This window comes from Psychrobacter sp. KH172YL61, from assembly GCF_007182895.1.
Taxonomy (GTDB): Bacteria; Pseudomonadota; Gammaproteobacteria; order Pseudomonadales; family Moraxellaceae; genus Psychrobacter; species Psychrobacter pacificensis.
In genome coordinates this window covers 680,815-701,261 of sequence record NZ_AP019516.1, presented here as the reverse complement: position 1 = coordinate 701,261, position 20,447 = coordinate 680,815, and the positions used below count along the sequence as shown (strand labels likewise).

21 protein-coding genes and 2 pseudogenes are annotated in these 20,447 nt (G+C 46.8%); 11 read left to right on the top strand and 12 right to left on the bottom strand.

Translation table 11 applies throughout. The annotated features are described in order from the left end of the window. The 3 genes from PKHYL_RS03600 to PKHYL_RS03590 form a co-directional block, all read right to left on the bottom strand. Entirely contained in the window at positions 1 to 639 is a 639-nt protein-coding gene (locus PKHYL_RS03600; protein WP_227674154.1) for an amino acid ABC transporter permease, read from the bottom strand. A gap of 99 nt (positions 640 to 738) precedes the next feature. Beyond that, on the bottom strand, positions 739 to 1,575 hold the full coding sequence (locus tag PKHYL_RS03595; RefSeq protein ID WP_071002168.1) for an amino acid ABC transporter substrate-binding protein: 837 nt from the start codon (positions 1,573 to 1,575) through the stop codon (positions 739 to 741). A gap of 349 nt (positions 1,576 to 1,924) precedes the next feature. Beyond that, positions 1,925 to 2,677 (bottom strand): UTRA domain-containing protein, encoded by a 753-nt coding sequence (locus tag PKHYL_RS03590; protein WP_240365995.1) that lies wholly within the window; start codon positions 2,675 to 2,677, stop codon positions 1,925 to 1,927. A 349-nt stretch (positions 2,678 to 3,026) separates the two neighbouring features. Here PKHYL_RS03590 and hutU point away from each other — a divergent pair. From hutU to PKHYL_RS03535, 11 genes and pseudogenes are all read left to right on the top strand, one after another. Continuing rightward, positions 3,027 to 4,683, top strand: a pseudogene (gene hutU / locus PKHYL_RS03585) (urocanate hydratase). A 63-nt stretch (positions 4,684 to 4,746) separates the two neighbouring features. Then, positions 4,747 to 6,309 carry a histidine ammonia-lyase gene (gene hutH / locus PKHYL_RS03580; protein WP_071002171.1) on the top strand — a complete coding sequence of 521 codons (1,563 nt, stop codon included), beginning with the start codon at positions 4,747 to 4,749 and terminating at the stop codon, positions 6,307 to 6,309. 42 nt (positions 6,310 to 6,351) lie between these two features. Beyond that, a complete protein-coding gene (gene hutG / locus PKHYL_RS03575) occupies positions 6,352 to 7,383 on the top strand; it encodes a formimidoylglutamase (RefSeq protein WP_071003668.1) in 1,032 nt (343 codons plus the stop codon). Between the two features lie 63 nt (positions 7,384 to 7,446). After that, a pseudogene (hutI, locus tag PKHYL_RS03570) lies at positions 7,447 to 8,771 on the top strand (imidazolonepropionase). Positions 8,772 to 9,014: 243 nt separating this feature from the next. After that, positions 9,015 to 9,377 carry a roadblock/LC7 domain-containing protein gene (locus PKHYL_RS03565; protein WP_071002172.1) on the top strand — a complete coding sequence of 121 codons (363 nt, stop codon included), beginning with the start codon at positions 9,015 to 9,017 and terminating at the stop codon, positions 9,375 to 9,377. An 82-nt stretch (positions 9,378 to 9,459) separates the two neighbouring features. Continuing rightward, positions 9,460 to 9,954 carry a PAS domain-containing protein gene (locus tag PKHYL_RS03560; RefSeq protein ID WP_071002173.1) on the top strand — a complete coding sequence of 165 codons (495 nt, stop codon included), beginning with the start codon at positions 9,460 to 9,462 and terminating at the stop codon, positions 9,952 to 9,954. A 3-nt stretch (positions 9,955 to 9,957) separates the two neighbouring features. Then, on the top strand, positions 9,958 to 10,707 hold the full coding sequence (locus tag PKHYL_RS03555) for a PhnD/SsuA/transferrin family substrate-binding protein (RefSeq protein ID WP_212564261.1): 750 nt from the start codon (positions 9,958 to 9,960) through the stop codon (positions 10,705 to 10,707). Between the two features lie 100 nt (positions 10,708 to 10,807). Further along, positions 10,808 to 11,437, top strand: coding sequence for a hypothetical protein (locus PKHYL_RS03550; RefSeq protein ID WP_212564260.1), 630 nt, complete (start codon positions 10,808 to 10,810; stop codon positions 11,435 to 11,437). A gap of 67 nt (positions 11,438 to 11,504) precedes the next feature. Then, positions 11,505 to 12,119, top strand: a complete 615-nt coding sequence (locus PKHYL_RS03545) for a hypothetical protein (RefSeq protein ID WP_186473855.1) — start codon at positions 11,505 to 11,507, stop codon at positions 12,117 to 12,119. Between the two features lie 372 nt (positions 12,120 to 12,491). Next, a complete protein-coding gene (locus PKHYL_RS03540) occupies positions 12,492 to 12,689 on the top strand; it encodes a hypothetical protein (protein WP_240365994.1) in 198 nt (65 codons plus the stop codon). Continuing rightward, positions 12,646 to 13,122, top strand: a complete 477-nt coding sequence (locus PKHYL_RS03535) for a class I SAM-dependent methyltransferase (protein WP_240366488.1) — start codon at positions 12,646 to 12,648, stop codon at positions 13,120 to 13,122. Before PKHYL_RS03540 ends, PKHYL_RS03535 begins: the two co-directional genes overlap by 44 nt. Positions 13,123 to 13,175: 53 nt before the next feature. Here the strand turns inward: PKHYL_RS03535 and PKHYL_RS18500 are convergent, their stop codons facing one another. From PKHYL_RS18500 to PKHYL_RS03505, 9 genes are all read right to left on the bottom strand, one after another. Beyond that, positions 13,176 to 13,439 (bottom strand): GNAT family N-acetyltransferase, encoded by a 264-nt coding sequence (locus tag PKHYL_RS18500; RefSeq protein WP_442966112.1) that lies wholly within the window; start codon positions 13,437 to 13,439, stop codon positions 13,176 to 13,178. Beyond that, positions 13,415 to 13,744, bottom strand: coding sequence for a GNAT family N-acetyltransferase (locus tag PKHYL_RS18495; RefSeq protein WP_442966111.1), 330 nt, complete (start codon positions 13,742 to 13,744; stop codon positions 13,415 to 13,417). Before PKHYL_RS18495 ends, PKHYL_RS18500 begins: the two co-directional genes overlap by 25 nt. A gap of 16 nt (positions 13,745 to 13,760) precedes the next feature. Then, positions 13,761 to 14,471, bottom strand: a complete 711-nt coding sequence (locus tag PKHYL_RS03525) for a nucleotidyltransferase family protein (RefSeq protein ID WP_071002178.1) — start codon at positions 14,469 to 14,471, stop codon at positions 13,761 to 13,763. Next, complete coding sequence (locus PKHYL_RS03520) at positions 14,468 to 15,760, bottom strand: XdhC family protein (RefSeq protein ID WP_071002179.1); 1,293 nt, start codon at positions 15,758 to 15,760, stop codon at positions 14,468 to 14,470. Before PKHYL_RS03520 ends, PKHYL_RS03525 begins: the two co-directional genes overlap by 4 nt. 124 nt (positions 15,761 to 15,884) lie before the next feature. Next, the gene (locus tag PKHYL_RS17100) at positions 15,885 to 16,409 is read right to left on the bottom strand and encodes a molybdopterin cofactor-binding domain-containing protein (protein ID WP_269778236.1); all 525 of its coding nucleotides are present in this window, start codon (positions 16,407 to 16,409) and stop codon (positions 15,885 to 15,887) included. Beyond that, positions 16,361 to 17,725 carry a molybdopterin cofactor-binding domain-containing protein gene (locus tag PKHYL_RS03515; protein ID WP_269778235.1) on the bottom strand — a complete coding sequence of 455 codons (1,365 nt, stop codon included), beginning with the start codon at positions 17,723 to 17,725 and terminating at the stop codon, positions 16,361 to 16,363. Before PKHYL_RS03515 ends, PKHYL_RS17100 begins: the two co-directional genes overlap by 49 nt. Positions 17,726 to 17,867: 142 nt before the next feature. After that, positions 17,868 to 18,002, bottom strand: a complete 135-nt coding sequence (locus tag PKHYL_RS17095) for a hypothetical protein (protein WP_269778234.1) — start codon at positions 18,000 to 18,002, stop codon at positions 17,868 to 17,870. A gap of 300 nt (positions 18,003 to 18,302) precedes the next feature. Then, positions 18,303 to 19,295: an FAD binding domain-containing protein gene (locus PKHYL_RS03510; protein WP_240365993.1), complete on the bottom strand. Its 993-nt coding sequence runs from the start codon at positions 19,293 to 19,295 to the stop codon at positions 18,303 to 18,305. After that, a complete protein-coding gene (locus PKHYL_RS03505) occupies positions 19,292 to 19,798 on the bottom strand; it encodes a 2Fe-2S iron-sulfur cluster-binding protein (RefSeq protein ID WP_240365992.1) in 507 nt (168 codons plus the stop codon). Before PKHYL_RS03505 ends, PKHYL_RS03510 begins: the two co-directional genes overlap by 4 nt. Positions 19,799 to 20,447: the final 649 nt, after the last annotated feature.

The window sequence follows — 20,447 nt, the reverse complement described above, 5'->3', positions numbered from 1 at the left end:
TTACTTTGCCACGTAACGGTCTAATCGAGTCTCAAGCTTGCCTTGGATAAAGGTCAAGAACAGACAGATACCCCAATAAATAATCGCCGCTTCGGTATACACCAGCATAAATTCATAGTTACGAGCTGTGATGATCTGCGCTTGTTTAAACAGCTCAGTGACCAATACCAGTGATGCAAGTGAAGTGTCTTTTACCAAGCTGATAAAGGTATTAGACAATGGCGGCACTGACACGCGCAGCGCTTGCGGTAAAATCACATGACGGAAAGTCTGTAAATACGTCAAGCCGACAGTTGAACCCGCTTCCCATTGCCCTTTTGGAATCGACAAAATCGAGGCGCGCACCGTCTCTGATGCATAAGCACCAATATTGAGCGAGAATGCAATGATCGCTGAGGGAAACGGGTCGAGCTTGACGCCCACACTTGGTAAACCGTAGAAAATAATAAACAGCTGAACCAGCATCGGTGTACCCCGAATCGCGGATACATAGATACGAGCCAAGCGATAAATGATCTCATGGAACCAACCAGTACGCGGTACAATTCGAATCAAAGCAACGGTCAGGGCAATCGCCATACCGATAGAAAACGAGATCAATGCCAGCGGTATCGAATAATAGATACCGCCTTTGAGCATTGGCCAAAACGACGAGATGACGATCTGCGCCCGATCAGGGACTCATAAATGGCAATAATGCCAATAGTTCTGCGAGCACAGATGTGATAGAAGCCAACATTACTTTTGTTGACTTACATCAGCACCAAAGAACTCTTTACTAAGTTTGGTGAGTGTACCATCAGCGGCGAGTGCGGCCATTGCTTCATCCAGTTTTGCCACCACTTCATCGTTGCCTTTGATGAGCACGAGACCTGAGCCTGTTTGTTCACTTGGTGGGGCTGTCAATTTGATCTCAAGATCAGAATCTGGGAATTTTTTGAGATAATCAAGCACGGCTAGATTGTCATTCATCGTGAAGTCAGCGCGGTCTTGCTTGACCAATTGGATCGCTTGTGCCATACCATCGACAGGGACGATTTCTGCGCCGTATTTTTCTGCCAGCTCGCCGTAGTTACTGCTGAGTGATTGAGCCGTACGTAAACCTTTTAGGTCATCCCAAGAGCTATAACGGTTGTCATCAGTCGGTGCCAATGCAACCGCGCCTGACCAGCTATAAGCCATAGATTTGTCATATTTGGCTTGACGCTCAGGCGTCGTTAAGCTGACTTGGTTGGCCACCATATCAAAGCGTTTTGAATCCAAACCTGCTAGCATCGCATCCCACTGAGTCTCTTTAAACTCAACATCAACGCCTAGCTTGTCAGCGACCGCACGAGTCACTTCGACGTCATAGCCTGTCAGCTTGCCACTCTCATCATGATAGGTAAATGGAGGGTACGTACCCTCTGTACCGACGTTAATCGTACCACCGTTATTGATACGTTGCAGCAAATCAGAACCGCCAGTCGAGGTGGTGTCAGTGGCAGTAGTGTCAGCTTCATTAGTATTAGACTGACCACAAGCAGCAAGTAACACAGTACTAGCAGCAAGGGCTAAAAGAGTACGACGTTTCATAAGACGTCCTTATAAAATATAAAAGTAGATAAATGAGATAAAAGGGTTTACATGAAAACAGTTAGCGCCAATAAATAGGGAAAAGCTGATACAAGAGGGCAATATAATAATCGCCCTGCAAAATTCGGCTTTGGTTGCTCGATTTGAGGTTAGTCAGCATATTTTTCAATGCGGCGACCCTATTATTTTCGAATTTTTATAGCGTATGATCATTCAATAGGCAGCCGATCAAACGTTCATAGTTGCTACTGGATCAATCGCTGCTCATAAATATAATATCTTACTTTAGATAAAAAAGCGTACAAACTCCGTGAGCGTGCGTCAGGTAATGACCGCCATTAGCGCAAAACTACAGCTCACCCGAGAATTGATAGCGATCTCCTGCATGCCACATCTTCACAAAAGTGACGACTTGACCAGCTGAATAAGTCTGGCGACGCAATACCAATGTCGGCGACTGCGGCGCAATCTGCAACGCATCTGCCACCTCGTTTGGCGCCGCTAGCGCACGTATGGTGTAGCTGCCACTCTCTAGCGGTATTTTGGCGACCAGATAATCACTGGTATTAACCACGGTAAAATCCTGATCAATAAAATGTGGCACTTTTTTGGCATCGACCCAGCGCTCTTCAAATTGTATGGGCTGACCATCTGCAACGTGAATGATTTTCACCTCATATAAAACGGGCGTATCACTGCGGTTATCTAGCGTTGTATCGGGCGTATTGGTCGTCTCTTCAATACCAAACTTGCGGCGTAGCTCATCATCGAGCAGCGAGGCTGTGACCGCGCGCTTACTCACCACTTTTGCTTCATAATCGCGATTGGCAGATTTGAGATCCTCTGCGATATTACGCACTTCTACAAAGGTATGGTTGAATTGCTGCTGCGCGACAAAGGTTCCTGAGCCTTGACGCCGCTCCAATACACGCTCTTCGCTTAGCTCTTTGAGCGCGCGATTCACCGTCATCCGTGAGACACCAAACTCTGTCGCCAGTGCCATTTCTGTAGTGATCGCACTGCCCGCTTGCCATTTGCCAGAGTGAATATTGTCTAATATCGCATTTTTAATCCGCTGATACGCCGGAATCGTTTTTGTCATATTTGTTTTAAACCGTCAGTTCCGCTAATAAGAGTAGCGCCATAATATCACGACAATCATGCGAACTTTTATTCATATCATTCTATCAGTTATGCTCTTTTTTTCATTAATTCTAATTTTTATCAAAAATCCTTGCATGAAAAAAAGCATCTTTGATAATTTGTATATACAATTTATAGCAAGTCTAAAAATCTTGATCTAGCTACTCTATATTTCGATGCCTTTATAGACTGCCTATAAAACACTTACTCTTATTATTTTATCGCCCTATGAGCTACCACAAGGATATGACCATGACTACTGAAAACGGAACCAACAAAAACTTACCCGCCGTGATGAGTCTCGCGATATCGCCGCCCCTACTGGCAGCACGTTGCACTGTAAAAGCTGGCTGACCGAAGCGCCGTATCGCATGCTACAAAACAATCTACATCCTGATGTGGCAGAAAACCCAAAAAGTCTTGTGGTATACGGTGGTATTGGACGCGCCGCGCGTAACTGGGAGAGCTATGATCAAATCCTAGAGTCGCTCAAAGAATTAGAAGATGACGAAACCTTACTCGTACAATCAGGCAAGCCTGTGGGCGTGTTTCAAACTCATGAGAACGCACCGCGCGTATTGATTGCCAACTCAAACCTTGTGCCACGCTGGGCAACGTGGGAGCACTTCAATGAGCTCGATCGCAAAGACTTATTTATGTACGGACAGATGACCGCAGGTAGCTGGATTTATATCGGTACGCAAGGCATCGTGCAAGGCACATACGAGACTTTTGTTGAAGCAGGTCGTCAGCATTATAATGGCAGCTGGGCGGGTCGTTGGATTTTGACCGCAGGTCTTGGCGGTATGGGTGGGGCGCAGCCACTGGCCGCAACCTTTGCAGGCGCAACCTCATTGAACATCGAATGCCAGCAGTCTAGTATCGATTTCCGTTTGCGCACGGGTTATGTCGATAAGCAAGCGCGCGATCTTGACCATGCTTATGAATTGATTGAGCAGCATACCAAAGCAGGCGAGGGCGATCTCTATCGCGCTACTTGGTAACGCTGCAGATATCTTGCCTGAAATCGTTAAGCGCGCTCGTGAAGGAGACATCAAACCTGATTTGGTGACCGATCAAACCTCAGCGCATGACCTGATCAATGGCTATCTACCAAGCGGCTGGACGGTCGAAGAATGGAGGTCCGCTCAAGAAGATCCAGAGCAACATGCAGCTCTCACCAAAGCCGCTGCTCAATCTTGTGCCGTACACGTCCAAGCGATTTTAGACTTGCAAGCGATGGATATTCCAGCGACCGATTACGGTAATAATATCCGTCAGGTGGCGTTTGATGAAGGCGTCAAAGATGCCTTTAATTTCCCCGGTTTTGTCCCTGCTTATATTCGTCCGCTGTTTTGCCAAGGCAAAGGCCCATTCCGCTGGGTAGCGCTCTCAGGTGATCCAGAAGACATCTATAAGACCGATCAAAAAATCAAAGAGCTGTTCCCAGAAAACACCCACGTCCACCGCTGGCTCGATATGGCAAAAGAGCGTATTCAGTTCCAAGGCTTGCCTGCACGTATCTGCTGGTTGGGTCTTGGCGAACGTGATAAAGCAGGTTTGGCATTTAATGAAATGGTCAAAAACGGTGAGCTAAAAGGCCCAATCGTTATCGGTCGTGACCACCTCGACACGGGCTCGGTCGCCAGCCCCAACCGCGAGACCGAAAGCATGAAAGACGGCTCAGATGCGGTATCTGATTGGGCACTGTTGAACGGTATGCTAAACGTAGCAGGCGGCGCAACGTGGGTATCACTACATCATGGCGGCGGTGTCGGCATGGGCTACTCGCAGCATTCAGGCATGGTCATCGTGGCGGACGGTACAGATGCCGCAGCCAAACGCTTGTCACGCGTACTGGTCAATGACTGCGGCTCAGGCGTCATGCGTCATGCCGATGCAGGTTATGAGTTGGCGATTAAGACAGCGCAAGATTATGGTTTAAATCTGCCAATGATCAAATAGTTTGAACTACCTTAATATTATAAAGACAAACACTTATATGTCTATGCAACTAGGATTACCCTTATGAGCAACATCAAACAACTTACCCTACATCCACGCCAGCTTAGCTTCAAGATGCTACGCGACATCTACGATCAGCCCGTGGTATTGAGCTTGCCTGAGAGTGCGTATGAGGCGATTGACGCCTCGCATAACAATGTCAAAACCATTATTGAGCGTGATAAGAGCGCCTACGGCATTAACACCGGCTTTGGTCTGCTTGCCAAAACCCGCATCAGTGATGACCAGCTTGAGCTGCTACAGCGTAACCTAATCATTTCTCACTCGGTAGGTACAGGTGACGCGCTACCAGAGGGCGTGGTGCGCCTGATTATGGTGATGAAAGTTGCTAGCCTAGCACAAGGTGTGTCTGGCGTACGTCGCGAGGTGGTAGATAGTTTACTTGGTTTAATCAACAATCAAATCACCCCAAATATCCCAGCCAAAGGCTCAGTTGGTGCCTCTGGTGACTTAGCGCCACTATCACATATGACACTTGCGATGATGGGTGAAGGTGATGTGTTTGTCGCTGGTAAAAAAGTGCCAGCTGCTGATGCCCTAGCAAAGCATGGACTTGAGCCAATCACATTGGCAGCCAAAGAAGGCCTTGCGCTTATCAACGGTACGCAAGTCTCAACTGCGCTAGCATTACGTGGTTATTTCTTAGCGCGTGATTTACTTGAGACTGCTACTATCGTCGGCTCACTGTCAATTGATGCCGCCAAAGGCTCAGATTCACCATTTGATGCGCGTATTCACGAAGTACGCGGTCATCATGGTCAGATAGAGATCGCCAAAGCACACCGTCAACTGATCAAAGGCAGTGCTATCCGTGCCTCGCACGATGGCGAACAAGATGATCGCGTTCAAGACCCTTATTGCTTACGCTGTCAGCCACAAGTCATGGGTGCTTGTCTTGATATTATCAACCAAGCAGGGAAAACGCTGCTCATCGAATCTAATGCGGTAACAGACAATCCGCTTATCTTTAATAATGAAGATGGTCCGGTCGCCATATCAGGTGGTAACTTCCATGCTGAGCCAGTCGCTTTTGCCGCGGATATTTTAGCATTGGCTATCGCTGAGATTGGCTCGATGTCTGAGCGCCGTGTCGCTTTGCTGATCGATGCAACTTTGTCAGGTGGTCTGCCACCATTCCTAGTCGATAACGCTGGGGTCAACTCAGGCTTTATGATTGCGCATGTGACCGCTGCTGCACTGGCTTCAGAAAACAAATCTATCGCCCATCCAGGTAGCGTCGATAGCATCCCAACCTCTGCCAACCAAGAAGACCATGTATCCATGGCTACCTATTGCGCACGCCGCCTATATGAGATGGCGCAAAACACTGCGACTATCATAGGTATTGAGCTACTGGCTGCTGGTCAAGGTATTGATTTTCATCGAGGACTCGAGACATCAGAGCCGTTGACTGTGGCACATCAAAAACTACGTGAGAAAGTGACGTTCTATGATAAAGATCGCTACCTCGCCCCTGATATCGAAGCGGCCAAGCAGTTAGTACTAGACGGTACACTTGCTGAGCATTGGCAAGAACTACGTCAGAACTGGTACGAGTCTAAATAAGCATTGGCTGGTAAAAGGAGAGCCATGATGGCAGTCACAAACATGACCACACCCATTTGCCATACACCTGCTGATATGACTCAGTGGACAGGACGCGCAGAGCCGTTTGAGACTGCACGCGCCCGTTATTGGTATCAGCTTGCTCAGCCTTATGAGGCTCAACATATTGGGCTAATTGGCTTTGCCTGTGATCAAGGCGTCAGACGCAATCAAGGACGCGTGGGTGCTAGAGCTGCCCCGCCATTGATTCGTCGAGCTTTTGCTACGCTGCCAGTCATCGCTGATTTGCAACAACGCTTTGATAGTCAATTATCAACCTTATTGGGTGATGCTGGCGACATTCATTGTGATGACAATGATGGCTTTGCCGACAGTATTCTTGAGCAAGCTCAGATCAAATATGCCGATGCAGTGAGCACTATCGTCAAGCAAGGTGGATTACCCATCGGGCTTGGCGGTGGTCATGCCATTGCTTATGGTAGCTTTTTGGGATTATGGCAGGCCTTAGAAAAGGCAAACGATACAACTATCAGCACAAACACAGCGCCTACTATCGGGATTATTAATTTCGATGCCCATCTTGATATTCGTCAGTCTGATGTGGCGACTTCTGGTACACCGTTTCGCCAGATTGCCGAGCATCTTGACGCACACGATCAGCCCTTTCATTATTGCTGTATTGGCGTCAGTCGCTTTTCTAATACCGCCGCGCTCTTTGATCGCGCTGAGCAACTTGGCGTACAGGTTATTAGTGATGAAGACTGTCATTATAAGCCTTGGGACACCATTGCCGAGCAGGTCAAAAGCTTCATAGATCAGGTTGATATTATTTATCTCACTATTGATATGGACTGTCTCCCCTCTAGTATCGTTCCGGGTGTCAGTGCGCCTGCTGCTTTTGGTATTGAGCTTGGTTTTGTTGAGCGTATGGTCAAGCTGATTGTGTCATCAGGCAAAGTAAAAATGGCAGATATTGCTGAGATCAACCCAACCTTTGATGTGGATAGTCGTAGCTGCAAAGTCGCTGCTCGATTGCTGGCAACGATTGTAGAACAGCACTTACTTGTCACTTAGATCTTACAAGCAAAGGTCTTGCAAACAAAGATCGCTCGCCTCCCAATTATTAGGGAGCATACTATGAATGAATCAGAAAATTTTAAAGAGCAGACGCTCGACGAATCTACTATGACATCGTTTGACCACCTTATTATCAATGCCAATATTGCGACGTTTTCAGCGCACTATGGTTTTAATCTTTATGAAAATTCAGATACTAATAACGTCCCATACGGTCAGCTAGAGAGCGCGGCTATCGGTATTAAAGACGGCAAGATTGCATGGATTGGGGCACAAGAGCAAATCACGACGCATCTGCCACATTATCACGAGAACCAAATCACAGACGCCGATGGCAAATGGCTAACGCCTGGGCTTATCGATTGTCATACGCACATTGTCTATGGTGGCAACCGCAGCAATGAATTCGAAGCGCGTTTGCAAGGGGCCAGTTACCAAGACATCGCAGCACAAGGCGGCGGTATTGTCGCAACCGTGAGTGCCACCCGCACGGCCAGTATTGAATCGCTATTTACCCAAAGTGAAAAGCGCCTACTTGCGCTGATGAAAGAAGGCGTCACCAGCATCGAAATCAAATCAGGTTATGGTCTTGACTTAGATACTGAGCGCAAAATGCTCACCGTCGCACGCCAGCTTGGCGAAAAATACGACATCCACGTCAGCACCACGTATCTTGCAGCGCACGCCTTACCACCTGAATATAAGTCCCATATGCAGGACCGTGCGGACGACTATATCGAGCAAGTCTGTGAGTGGCTACCAATCCTGCATGCAGAAGGCTTGGTTGATGCGGTCGATGGCTTTTGTGAAAACATTGCGTTTAGTAGCGATCAGATTAGACACGTTTTTGAGGTTGCACGCTCCTTAGACCTGCCGGTCAAACTACACGCTGAGCAGTTATCTGACATCGGCGGTAGCGCTTTAGTTGCCGAATACAAAGGGCTATCTAGCGACCATTTAGAACATTTATCAGAAACTGACATAGAGAAATGGCTGCTAGCAACACGGTTGCGGTGATATTGCCCGGAGCGTTTTATACCTTGCGTGACACCAAGCTGCCACCGATTGAGGCACTTCGCAAGCATCAAGTTCCTATAGCGATTTCAACCGATTGCAACCCCGGTACATCACCTTTGACATCGCTGTTGTTGGCAATGAATATGGGCTGTACGCTGTTTTACCTCACGCCTGAAGAGGTATTGGCAGGATCAACCGTTTATGCAGCCAAGGCTTTGGGTCTATCTAATAAAGGCAAAATAGAAGTGGGCTGTGATGCTGATTTAGCACTATGGGACATCGCCCGCCCTGCTGATTTGGCCTATCAGATGGGACTGAACCCTATTGCAGGCACTATGTTTCAAGGTCAATGGCGTAATAAAGCTTAACGAATACGCCTTGATTTATCGTCACTAAAAAAGCCCCTATCATTGAATGATGGGGGCTTTTTGGTCGTTACATTGCAAGTTTTATGAAATAGCAGAAAAAACTTATCATAACCTTAGTTTAAATAGGGATTTACTATATCAATATTTTTAGTAAGGATTTATAATACCCTTTTTCAAACAGGGTTATTTTTGGCTAACTATAGTTCATAAATAAAAATTAACACACAGTATAGAGAAAGCGATATGCGTACAGATTCATTTCAACAGATATTGGAAGACTTAAACAGCTCATCAGCAGATGTTGAAGCATCTGCCCTAATCTCTAACGATGGTCTGATGATTGCCTCAGCTCTACCAACTGGCGTTGATGAAGATCGTGTGGGTGCGATGTCAGCAGCACTGCTATCATTAGGCGACCGTGCAGGCCGCGAATTGGCACGCGGTAGTATCGATCGCATCATGATTCAAGGCGAGATGGGCTACGTAATCATGACGTCATCAGGCGATGAAGCGGTACTCACTATCATGGCAAAACCCAATGCCAAGCTTGGTTTGATATTCTTGGACATCAAGCGCGCCTCAGAAGCCCTAGCAAAACTCATTTGATTGGTGGCTTTGGCTTTTGACGAGTGCCCTATGTACTCGATTTTACTCATTATAAATATAACGACCAACGAAGGAGATGACCATGGGTTCTCCAATCCCTGATGCACACAAGCCTGACCTGCCTGCTGAGCAAATCACCCTGACCTATCATGATGGCACCTCTCGAACTGTCTATGATACAGGTGTAGAGCGTCCCTACCCAGATGGTAAGCTCATTGTCTCGCGTACCGATTTAGACGGTATTATCACTCACGTCAACGACGCCTTTGTTGAGATTAGTGGCTACCACGTCGATGAGCTCATCGGTCAACAGCACTATATTCTGCGTCATCCTGATATGCCAAAAGCGGCTTATCAAGACTTGTGGGACACAGCAAAAGCTGGAAAGAAGTGGCATGGCTATGTCAAAAATTTATGCAAAGACGGCAGTCACTACTGGGTATATGCCACGGTCGTGCCCAATGTTCGCCGCGGCGAAACTGTAGGATACACTTCAGTACGCCGTAAGCCATCACGCAGTAAAATCGAAGCGGCAATGGCTCAGTACGCCCAAATGAAACAAGATGAGGAAGGCTAAATCATGACGACACACAATATGTTAATCGCCCCTGATTTTTCGCCTGAGCGCTTTGCTGGCTGGCACATGTTCAATACGCTGATTCAAAAACGTGCCAACCTAAACATGCACCTCAATATCCCAGCCTCACATGCTGAGCAAGAGACCTTGATTGAGGCAGGTGTTATTCAAATTATCTACGCCAACCCTTTTGATGCCGCTGCCCTCATCCGTGAGCAAGGCTACCGTGCAGTTGCTCGTCCCATTGGCAAATCTGATGAGATGGTCATTGCCGCGGCGGCCAATAGCGACATCAATCACTTAGAAGATATCCATAAAGGCGCAACCGTTGCGATGGCAGACAATCGAGACGTCAAGCTGATCGGTTTGCGTTTGCTCGAAGCTGTCGATATAGAAGAATCTGACCTCAACTGGGATATCACTGAGACCTATCAAGCAGCTGCTCGCAAAGTCATCAAAGGCGATGCCCAAGCGGCGTTTTTCTTGGCGGAGATCTTTCACAGCTTCTCACGCTTGACCAAAGCTCAGCTCTCAGTATTGATTGAAAGTGATCTGGCAGACATAAGCCACGTCCTTCTCATCAAAGACGACTTTCCAGATGCGCAAATTTTTATAGAAGCCATCCTGGATTTGCATAGCGATGATGATGGAAAAGAAGCCTTAACTGAGCTTGGTATGCCTGAAGGGTTTGAGGCAATGAGTGAAGAGGATGCTGAATTTATGATTGATTTGATGCAGACATTGCTGGATTGATGACTCATTGACACTCATATTATCAGAGGTTGTTTTGCTGAATGAGCTCATAGCCTGAGGCACTGGTTGTCGTCACGGCTATGACACAAGGGAGACCATTATGTCTGACTCAGACCTGATCAAAGAAAACGAGAAAGTGGCGCACCGAGTCTTTCGGTTTTATTCACGCAAAGTGTTTTTGGCACCCAACAACCGTCACTTTCATGAGCAGCGCATCAACGCCGCCTTATTACTCACCGAAAAAGAACCCCTACAGGGCGCGGTAGCAGATTTTTTCTATGGGTGCTGGTTTGACATTCCATACGATGTCAATAATTTGTTTACGCGTATCAAAGACCGTTTGACCCCTGAGGCCAAGCAAGGGTTTCGCGATTGTATTGATAAAAAAAGCTATATTCAGCGCAACAGTATGCTCGCCACTCGCTGGAGCGTTTTGGTATCACCGTCGCTCAATGAGCAAAAACAACGCTTGCGTATCAGTAGTGATGACGCCAGAGAGATCGCAAGAGACATCACCGCTGAGCTGCTGCAAGCACGTGCTAGCCAAGACTGGGGCACGCTTGAGCAAATTGAAAATGAGTTTTTTGCCTATTGTACTGTGCGTAATGATCGTCTGGCATTTTCCTTAGTATGGTTTAGCTTGGGCAAAAGTGATTGGCAATTTGATCAACGCTGGGATAACTGCCAACAGCATTTGGATCAGACCATCAAGCCTACCACGCCACCATAAACTGTCATGCGTTTATAACTTAACTTCTATCACTTTTTACCACTTTTTCATCGCTAAGGTAGCCGCTATGTCTTCTTATTTGAATGCCGATAAGACCTATCTAACATTAACGCCTGCTGGTATTTTTGAGGCGTTTTCACAGAATGAGCCGACTGACGAGCAGTTGGCGCTACAAGATTTATTGTCTTATGGGCAGACACTACTCGCCGCTGATTGGTTACAGCGTTATTCTGATATATGGCTACAAAGCTTTATAGAACACGGCTGGATCGAAAAACTGTCTTTGCTTTTGCCAGCGCCCAATCTACCATTGGATCAGTTTTTGCCTTACGTAGTCGCGAGCTTATCTGGCAAACGCCGTGCCGCGATTGGCTCTGATGAAGGGTTTTGTCTGGCTCGGATTGGTTATAGTCAAGAAGAAGCGGACATGCTCAGTGTTGCCGCCGCTGACTTTTCCGGCTTTATGCTGCGCCAAAAGCAGCGCGGCTGGGCAGTAGAAAGCCAAGCGATCTCGTTTTTTCAGCAAGTTGACTTGCTCATACCTGAAACCAGCTTTGTGTTTTTATGGATCGATGGCGCAGGTTATGTACTCATCATCGATGGCGAACCCTTAACCAACAGTCGCGCCTTTGTAGAGCTGGTCTGGGCGCTCAAGACCTCTGGACTCAAATTTCTAAATTGATTCAGCAGCACACGCCAGCCTTAATCCTCTCTTGTATGGGCTTGTCAAAATAAACGACAAGCCTATCATGCCAGCATAAAAGCCATTCAACATCTCTCATACGCTTCTTTTACCGTCCGCTTTCACCAGCCCTTTTATCCAGCAATAACAATACCTTCAGAATTAACAATAACTTGTCATCATTTAGGTCATACTCTTTTGCACCTTTAAGAGTACTGTTTTGACAACATGTGTTTTTGTCAAATAACAACCTCTACCAAATCACAGTCAATACTATATCCAAGATGCACGCCCACCTTTGTATGCCCTACCTCACCGAAAGCGGCAATCTTTGCCAACCTTTGCACTTTTGCTTGTTTTTTAGGACAGTTTATGACTTCGCTGACCACTGTGCGCGTGCACTATCAAACGATCGAAATTGGCAACACCGACGTTTGCACCCTGCGTGACAATCAGCAATTTAGCGATCCTGATGATGAGGCATTAAACTTGGGCATTTGCTCTGCTTCTTGGCCGATGTTTGAGGGTGATATGGCCATCAAGCTTGGTGCTGGCCAATCACATGCTTGATTACGATATTAAGGACAAACGAATTTTGGAGGTGGGCTGCGGCATGGCGCTATCGAGTCTATTGCTCAATCATAGACAAGCAGACATCACAGCGACCGACTATCATCCGACCGTTGAGTATTTCCTTGATAGAAATACCACGCTAAATAATAACAGAGGCATCAATTTTGAGCGTTTAGACTGGTCAGAGGATAACAGCCATCTTGGTAGGTTTGATATCATTATCGGCAGTGACTTGCTCTACGTAGACCAACATATTGGGATATTGGCTGGGTTTATCGAACGTCATGCGCTGCCAACCTGTGAAGTCATCGTCGTTGACCCTGGACGCGGGCGTAAAAACAAGCTAACCAATAAGATGATTGAGTTTGGCTTTAGCAGTCAGCACGTCAAACCTCAAAACACCGCTTATCTAGCGTTGCCGTTTGTTTAAGGGGGCATATTTTGACGCTTTCAAGATCGGCCGTATGATATAAATAGAGTCCGTTATACTATAAGGGCTTGCCACTGCTGACGCGTGATTTTATATAGAACATGCTCAGCCAGTCGATGATCAGCATCGAGCATCGGATGAGAGAAGTTGTCCTGCGTATCAGTCATACCAAGACGCTGCATAAGCTTTTGCGAGCGCTGATTGATGACCGCCGTAAATGACACCACGTCCTCAAGTGCCAGCTCGGTAAACGCAAAATCCAGCGCTGCACGCGCCGCCTCGGTGGCATAGCCTAGCCCCCAATAATCCTTGTGCAAACGCCAACCAATCTCGACAGCAGGGGCAAGGGCATATCAGCATGCGCGTTATTTAACCCAACCATACCGATAAAGTCATCACTTTTATCTGCGCCATCTTTACGAGCCACCACCCAAAATCCCCAGCCATGCTCTTCAATTAATTTTTGACACTTATTGGCAATGGTATTACTCAATGCAGGGGTTAATAGTTTAGGAAAATATGCCATCACTTTAGGATCAGCATTCATCTCGGCAAACCGCGCACGATCACTTGCTTGCCACTGTCTTAGGTAGAGACGCTTGGTTGCTATCATGCTTGTCATGTCAGTCGCTTACTATTCATATTCGTTCAGAGTGCTGATCAAGCCAGCCTTTTTTTTGAGCAAACGCTAGCTGTGCTGGTGTATCGATATCATAACTGAGCTGCTTATTGATCACTGTATGTATTTGGCTTGGCGGTAATGCTCTGATTAAATGACGCAAGCCTTTATCACCTGTCAATTCAGTTTGCCATTGTCTGAGTAAACCTGTATCAATCACTAGCGGTAAGCCGATGATATTTTTTTGCTCTGTAGCGCTTAATTCATCTGAATACGTCCAGCTATGATAACTGCTGGCTACCACAGACTGTTCACCAGCCAGCAAAGCCATTAAATGCGACTGATCTAATAGAACCTGATCAACCCCTATGATAAGCACGCGCTCGATTGACGAATTTCCAAGACTCGCAATACTCTCAATACCCAAACGCAAACTGTCCGCCATACCAGTTTCAGGTTTTGGGTTTACTACCGCTTGAACCGCTGGATATTGCACAGCCAACTCTGTAACTACACTAGCAACTGCAGGATGCTTATCAGGAATCACAACGATAACGGCTTGCGGATTGGTGCTCACTGCCGATCGGATCATGTGCACGATTAATAGCTCGCCATTCTTAACGAGCAGCTGCTTAGGTTGGCCAAGGCGCTGACTGAGGCCACTTGCCAATATGATGACCGCATGATTTTGCACCTGTCTGTCCTTGTCTTCTAAGACGATACTACTCATACGGTACTCGGCACAATATCAGCATCCGTATTACCAACGCTTGCTTCTGAATTCGAGACCCTACTGTAGGAGCCTTCTACTGATGCAGTTTGATCGTGCATGACTGCATTTATCTGTGCCATGATACCCAGTGCGAGTGCCTCTGGACCATCTCCTCCTAGCTTATAGCCAATCGGATAATGCAGTTTTTGAACGCCAGTATCCAAGATAGCAGGATGATCCATGTTAGCGCTTATCTCATTGATTAAGCGTTCGGTACGATAGCGCGGCCCTAACTGTCCTAAGTATCTATAGTTTTGCGCATGTGCTAGCAATATCGCCAAGCGAGCGCGGTCTTGGGTCAGACTATGTGACATAAGAGCGACCGCTGCGTTATTACTCAGCTTTAGCAGGGTATCACTATCCTCTAAAGATAATGACATCACTGCATCTGCCTGAGGAAAGCGCATACGAGTCGCATATTGCGCGCGACTGTCTATGACCGTGACATGCCAATCTTGTAGCTTGGCCATGGTCACCAATGGCATCACATCATTACCTGCCCCGCAAACGAGCAGGCGCACTTGTGGTTGCAGGCGTTGTACGAGCCACTCGGTGGTTGCCTCGTCCGTTTTTATGGTCACGTATTCAGTATTGCTCTCAGACAGCTCGTACTCTGCTAACTTTTCTACAATATCGGCAATTATATTCGAAGGGTTTATTATCTCTTGTTCTAGTGAATTTTCCGAATTGTGATATTCGTCTAGATTGATACGCAGGCCAACTTGCAACTCGGTATTCTGACAACCGTTGTTGCGAATCAAAGTAGCGACCATAACTGGCTGCTGATGACGTCGCACCTGACGAACTGACTCTAAAAATGGTGCGGCTGTTGCCAGACGCTCAAACAGCACATGCACACGTCCATTACAGCCAAGCCCAAAATTCAACTCATCAAAGTCCATGTCATCTAGGCCATCCAAGTCGTCTAGATCGTCTGTATCGCCAGCTTCTTTGTTGATCGCTACCTGCGCTTGACCATTATCAGCGTACTCAATGTCATCACCTGTCTGATAAACCTGCACATTGGCACCGTCACGCGTGAGCCAAAAGGCACGTTTGATGATGTGAGGCTCCAAGCAGCCACCGCTGATCATTCCGACCGAACGACCATCTTCACAGATGAGCATCATGGCACCAGCGCGGCGATACGCTGAGCCTTCTGTATGAACGACAGTGGCCAATACAGCATCAACACCTTGCTGCTGAGCCTCGCTTGCCAGCTTCAGAATGTCAGCGACTTGATTCATAATGCCTCTTATTTAATAATTGTTTTTTGTTAGTGAATTTTTTGCTAGTAATAAAATATACTACCGACTCAGTTACAAAAACCCGCTCAGTAAGCGGGTTCTTGTCATACATAAGCTGATAAAACTACTCTGGCATCTCATAAAGCAGCTTGTCGAGGGTAATCGGGAAGTCATAAACACGCACACCGACCGCATTATAGATAGCATTGGCAATCGCGGCAGCAGCACCTGAAATAGCCGTCTCACCGATACCTTTGATGTGCATTGGATTGGTATAAGGATCATCTTCTTCTACCAATATGACATCTAACTGCGGTACGTCCGCATTAACTGGCACATGATACTCGGCAAGGTCATGGTTACAGAGACGACCGTCACGTTTGTCATGAATCACTTGTTCCATCAACGCTGAGCCAATACCGAACACCATACCGCCATAGCATTGCGACGTTGCAGTTTTGTGGTTCAAAATACGACCAGCGGCAAATGCACCTGTCATACGTCTCACCCGAATCTCACCAGTGACTTTATGAACCGCCACTTCAGCGAAGTTCGCACCAAAAGAGGCTTGGCGATGGCTCTTACCGTTCTTACCCGGTTTTATCTGGCCTTTGGCAGTGATTTTTTGCTCGTCATAGTCAGCGACCACATCCGCAAGCGCATAAGACTCTGTATTATCAAAATCATACTTTTGTGATGCTGACTGTCCTGATAGTGAAAGCCCTGTGGTTTGCGATAGCTTATCAATAGTGCTGTCAGCAAATGATTGGCCGCTCTTTTGGCAGCTTCCATTGCCGTTAAAGCATGCTCGCCTGTTTTCTTGATTTGACCATTGTCTAACTGAATGTTGTCAGGATACAGACCAACTTTTTCTGCTAGCATTTCACGCAGCTGCTCACAAGCAAGATAGACACCACTACCCCCACTCGCAGCACCCCAACTGCCACCTGAGCCTGATGCTGGTGGCGATGCAGTGTCACCTAGTTTCATCTCAACATGGTCGATAGGCAGTCCTAACAGGTCTGCCGCTACCTGAGAAAACACCGTATAAGACCCTGTACCGATGTCTGTCATGTCTGTCTCGATAACTGCTTTGATACCAAGTGCTTTTGACTCATCTACCTGTAGGGTTGCACGTGCTTCAGATGGCTGTAGTTGGTTACCACGGGCAGCAGCCGCCATGCCTGTACCTATCCACCAGTCACCTTCTAATTGACTGGCAGGCTTGGCGTTTCGCTCACTCCAACCAAAATGCTCAGCACCTTGTTCCATACAGGCAATCAATTGGCGCGTCGAGAAAGGAATATCTTTACTCGGATCTTGCTCTGGCTCATTACGACGGCGTAGTTCAACCGGATCAATATCCAACTGTGTGGCAAGCTCATCCATGGCACATTCAAGCGCGATCATACCTACCGCTTCGCCAGGCGCACGCATAGAACCTGACAACACTTGGTTCATGTCTACCATCTCATAATTCACACGGCGGTTTTTGCCCCTATATAGATGGTGCGTAGATAGAGCAGTTGGCTCAAAGAAAGCCTCACCTGGCAAATTACTAGAGATCGTATCGTGTATCAATGTATCGATCACGCCGTCATTGTTCGCGCCGATTGCGATACGCTGACGCGTGTTTGAGCGTCTGACCGTTGTTTCCATCACTTGTGAACGCGTCATAGTGATTAATACAGGACGACCCAGATCTTTCGCAGCAATCGCCGCTGCAATAGATTCAGGAGCAATACCGAGCTTACTACCGAACCCACCACCGACATAGTGTGCGATCAGTTGTACTTGATCTTCATTTAGGTCCAGAGCATCCATGACTTGCTGTTTGCAAGAAGCGAGCATCTGATTGGAAGTATACAGAACGAGCTTATCGCCTTCCCAATGAGCCAACGTTGCATGGGGCTCCATTGGAGAGTTGCTTTGACTTGGGGTATGATAAAAGCGATCAACGGTCACTGCCGCATCAGCTAAGCCTTGGTCTGGATCGCCTTGGACATTATTTTTATCAGAGCCTTTTTTTCATCTACCGCATGGGCGTTAGAGAGCTCTTGAGTAAAGTTCAGTGCCGCTTGGTCAGTCTCATCCTTATAAGTCACTTTCAGCGCTTTAGCGCCTTCTCTGCCGCCTCAAAAGTCTCAGCAACCACGACAGCAATAGGCTGACCATGATAAAAAATCTCGCTAACCCCTTGCTTGGGTGCTTTAGTTTTTGTCCCTTGTTGAGAGTTACGCAAAAAGTGCTCAGGATCGGTCACGACTTTAATAATATTAGAATGCCTTTTAGAGAGTCACTATCGATACTCTCAACTTGACCTTTCGCAATGGTCGCGCCTACCAATACACCATAGGCTTGATTGTCCAAGTGTATTTCGGCACTGTATTTCGCTTGACCGCTAACCTTTAGGGAACCATCAACACGGTTGATTGGCTTACCAACTAGCTTGCTGTTGTGCTAAATAGCGTTTCAACAGGCTCATCCATGGTCAGTTTTTTGGTTGGTTCTGACTGGGTGATTGATTCTAATAGTGCCATGATTATGCTCCCTCGCCCGCTAATGCGCGCTGAATAACTTGTTTTAGTAGGCGACGCGTCAATGGTATTTTAAAGTCGTTCTGACCATTACCTTTGGCATCCTGCAATAATAGATCAGCGGCCTGCGTGATAACGTCGCTATTGCCATCGGTATCCGTTAATAGTGCCTCAACCTCTTCATTACGCCATGGCTTGGTACCGATGCCGCCGAACGCCAATCGTACTGTCTTTAGGTTGCCATTGTCGTCAGCATCGACGACTGCGGCACAAGATACCAGTGCAAAGGCGTAAGAAGCGCGATCGCGCACTTTGTCATAGGTATGCATGCCCTTAATAGGGGCAGGTAATACAACATGAGTAATCAGCTCGCCTGCTTCTAGCACATTTTCGATATGCGGCGTGTCTTTCGGCAAACAATAAAAATCTTTGACATCGATAGCGCGAGTCGAGCCATCTGCTTTAACTGTCTCTATCGTGGCATCCAGTAAGCGCATTGCCACTGCCATATCGGATGGGTGCTGAGCAATACATGAATCACTGGTACCTAAGACAGCTAGGGTACGGTTCTCCCCGTTGATAGCAGGACATCCTGTGCCCGGTTCACGTTTATTACAAGCGCTGTCTGTTTGATAAAAATAATAGCAACGAGTACGCTGCAAAAAGTTGCCGCCCGTTGTCGCTCTGTTACGTAGCTGACCAGTCGCTCCTGCCAAGATAGCTCGGGACAATACCGGATAGTTTGCAATCACCTCAGGATGCGCGGCCAAATCGCTATTGGTCACAAGCGTACCAATACGTAAACCACCATCGGCAGTCGTTTCCACTTGCTCTAATTCTAAACGAGTGATATCGACCAGTTTGATTGGGGTTTCGATCTCTAGTTTCATGAGATCTAATAAGTTAGTACCACCTGCAATAAAAGAAGCGTCTTTGCTGCTAGCAGAGGTTGCGGCTTGCTTAGGTGCATCAGCGCGGCTATATTCAAAACGTTTCATGAGTGGTCTCCTGCCTTGCCTGTTATTGTTTTGTTATTCGCTGATGCTTTATGGAACTGAGTCTCGCTTGACGGCGGTGACCAAATACCTGTTACGCTTGAGTTTTGCGCAGCGTTGTCAACTGTTTTAGAAGTAGACGCTGATGCTTCATTCTCAAGCACTTGTGAGATGGCTTTGATGATATTGGGATAAGCGGAGCAGCGACAGACATTACCACTCATGCGCTCAGCGATTTCTTGTACTAGAAGGCTATCAGGATGTTGTAAGTCTGTGCTCACATGGCTTGGCCAATTTTGTTTTACTTCTTCTATTAAGGCAGTCGCTGAACAAATTTGACCTGGGGTGCAATATCCGCACTGAAAGGCATCGTTATCTTTAAAGGCTTGTTGCAGCGCCGATAGTGAGTCCGGCATACCGATGCCTTCGATGGTCGTAATCTCATCACCATCATGCATGATAGCAAGTGTGAGACAAGAGTTGACTCGGCGACCATTGATGAGCATGGTACAAGCGCCGCATTGGCCGTGGTCGCAGCCTTTTTGGGTCCAGTAATTTGTAAATGTTGACGACAGACGTCGAGCAGTGTCGTACGGGCGTCAAGATTCTCGAGCTGATAATCCTGCTTATTAATTGTTAACGTCAAGGTAGACATGCTGGCTTCTCGCTGGCAGATGAATATAATGGGTGAAAAAGCGCCTTATAGCTACATAGCTACATAGCTACATAGCTACATAGCTACATAGCTACATAGCTACATAGCTACGGCGGCAATAAATCCATTATTGCGTACCAAAAAACTTGTTTTGTTTTTATTTTGTAGTTATTACAGTGTAGTTTTTAATCTGAGACAGTACCTGAAAGTGTGTACTACCAATCGCTTTAATCTAACTGATAATCATTTACCTCAATTAGCCTAACCATCCGCTGCTAGCTAGTATTAATTGGTTTTAATTTATCAGCACTCAAATTCAGGCCATATGATTTAGCAATATATTATGCGAAGTGGGCAATCTATTTTTTAGAAAAAGGTAGTATATTAAATAGTCTTCAATAAAGAAAAGCCCCACAAACGAAAGCTTATAGGACTATTATGAGGCTACTTTAGAATAATCATTTCAAATCAAACACCTAAAACTAGGCTTTAGTGATGAT

What these genes read in the sequence shown, in the direction of transcription:
- PKHYL_RS03560 (WP_071002173.1), top strand. Translation starts at nt 9,460, where the DNA reads ATGGGTTCTCCAATCCCTGATGCACACAAGCCTGACCTGCCTGCTGAG.
- PKHYL_RS03510 (WP_240365993.1), bottom strand. Translation starts at nt 19,295, where the DNA reads ATGAAACGTTTTGAATATAGCCGCGCTGATGCACCTAAGCAAGCCGCA.
- PKHYL_RS03525 (WP_071002178.1), bottom strand. Translation starts at nt 14,471, where the DNA reads ATGAGTAGTATCGTCTTAGAAGACAAGGACAGACAGGTGCAAAATCAT.
- PKHYL_RS03545 (WP_186473855.1), top strand. Translation starts at nt 11,505, where the DNA reads ATGTCTTCTTATTTGAATGCCGATAAGACCTATCTAACATTAACGCCT.
- PKHYL_RS03520 (WP_071002179.1), bottom strand. Translation starts at nt 15,760, where the DNA reads ATGAATCAAGTCGCTGACATTCTGAAGCTGGCAAGCGAGGCTCAGCAG.
- hutG (WP_071003668.1), top strand. Translation starts at nt 6,352, where the DNA reads ATGACCACACCCATTTGCCATACACCTGCTGATATGACTCAGTGGACA.
- PKHYL_RS03540 (WP_240365994.1), top strand. Translation starts at nt 12,492, where the DNA reads ATGACTTCGCTGACCACTGTGCGCGTGCACTATCAAACGATCGAAATT.
- PKHYL_RS18495 (WP_442966111.1), bottom strand. Translation starts at nt 13,744, where the DNA reads ATGACAAGCATGATAGCAACCAAGCGTCTCTACCTAAGACAGTGGCAA.
- PKHYL_RS03600 (WP_227674154.1), bottom strand. Translation starts at nt 639, where the DNA reads ATGCTCAAAGGCGGTATCTATTATTCGATACCGCTGGCATTGATCTCG.
- PKHYL_RS03505 (WP_240365992.1), bottom strand. Translation starts at nt 19,798, where the DNA reads ATGCTCATCAATGGTCGCCGAGTCAACTCTTGTCTCACACTTGCTATC.
- PKHYL_RS03555 (WP_212564261.1), top strand. Translation starts at nt 9,958, where the DNA reads ATGACGACACACAATATGTTAATCGCCCCTGATTTTTCGCCTGAGCGC.
- PKHYL_RS03565 (WP_071002172.1), top strand. Translation starts at nt 9,015, where the DNA reads ATGCGTACAGATTCATTTCAACAGATATTGGAAGACTTAAACAGCTCA.
- hutH (WP_071002171.1), top strand. Translation starts at nt 4,747, where the DNA reads ATGAGCAACATCAAACAACTTACCCTACATCCACGCCAGCTTAGCTTC.
- PKHYL_RS03550 (WP_212564260.1), top strand. Translation starts at nt 10,808, where the DNA reads ATGTCTGACTCAGACCTGATCAAAGAAAACGAGAAAGTGGCGCACCGA.
- PKHYL_RS03590 (WP_240365995.1), bottom strand. Translation starts at nt 2,677, where the DNA reads ATGACAAAAACGATTCCGGCGTATCAGCGGATTAAAAATGCGATATTA.
- PKHYL_RS03595 (WP_071002168.1), bottom strand. Translation starts at nt 1,575, where the DNA reads ATGAAACGTCGTACTCTTTTAGCCCTTGCTGCTAGTACTGTGTTACTT.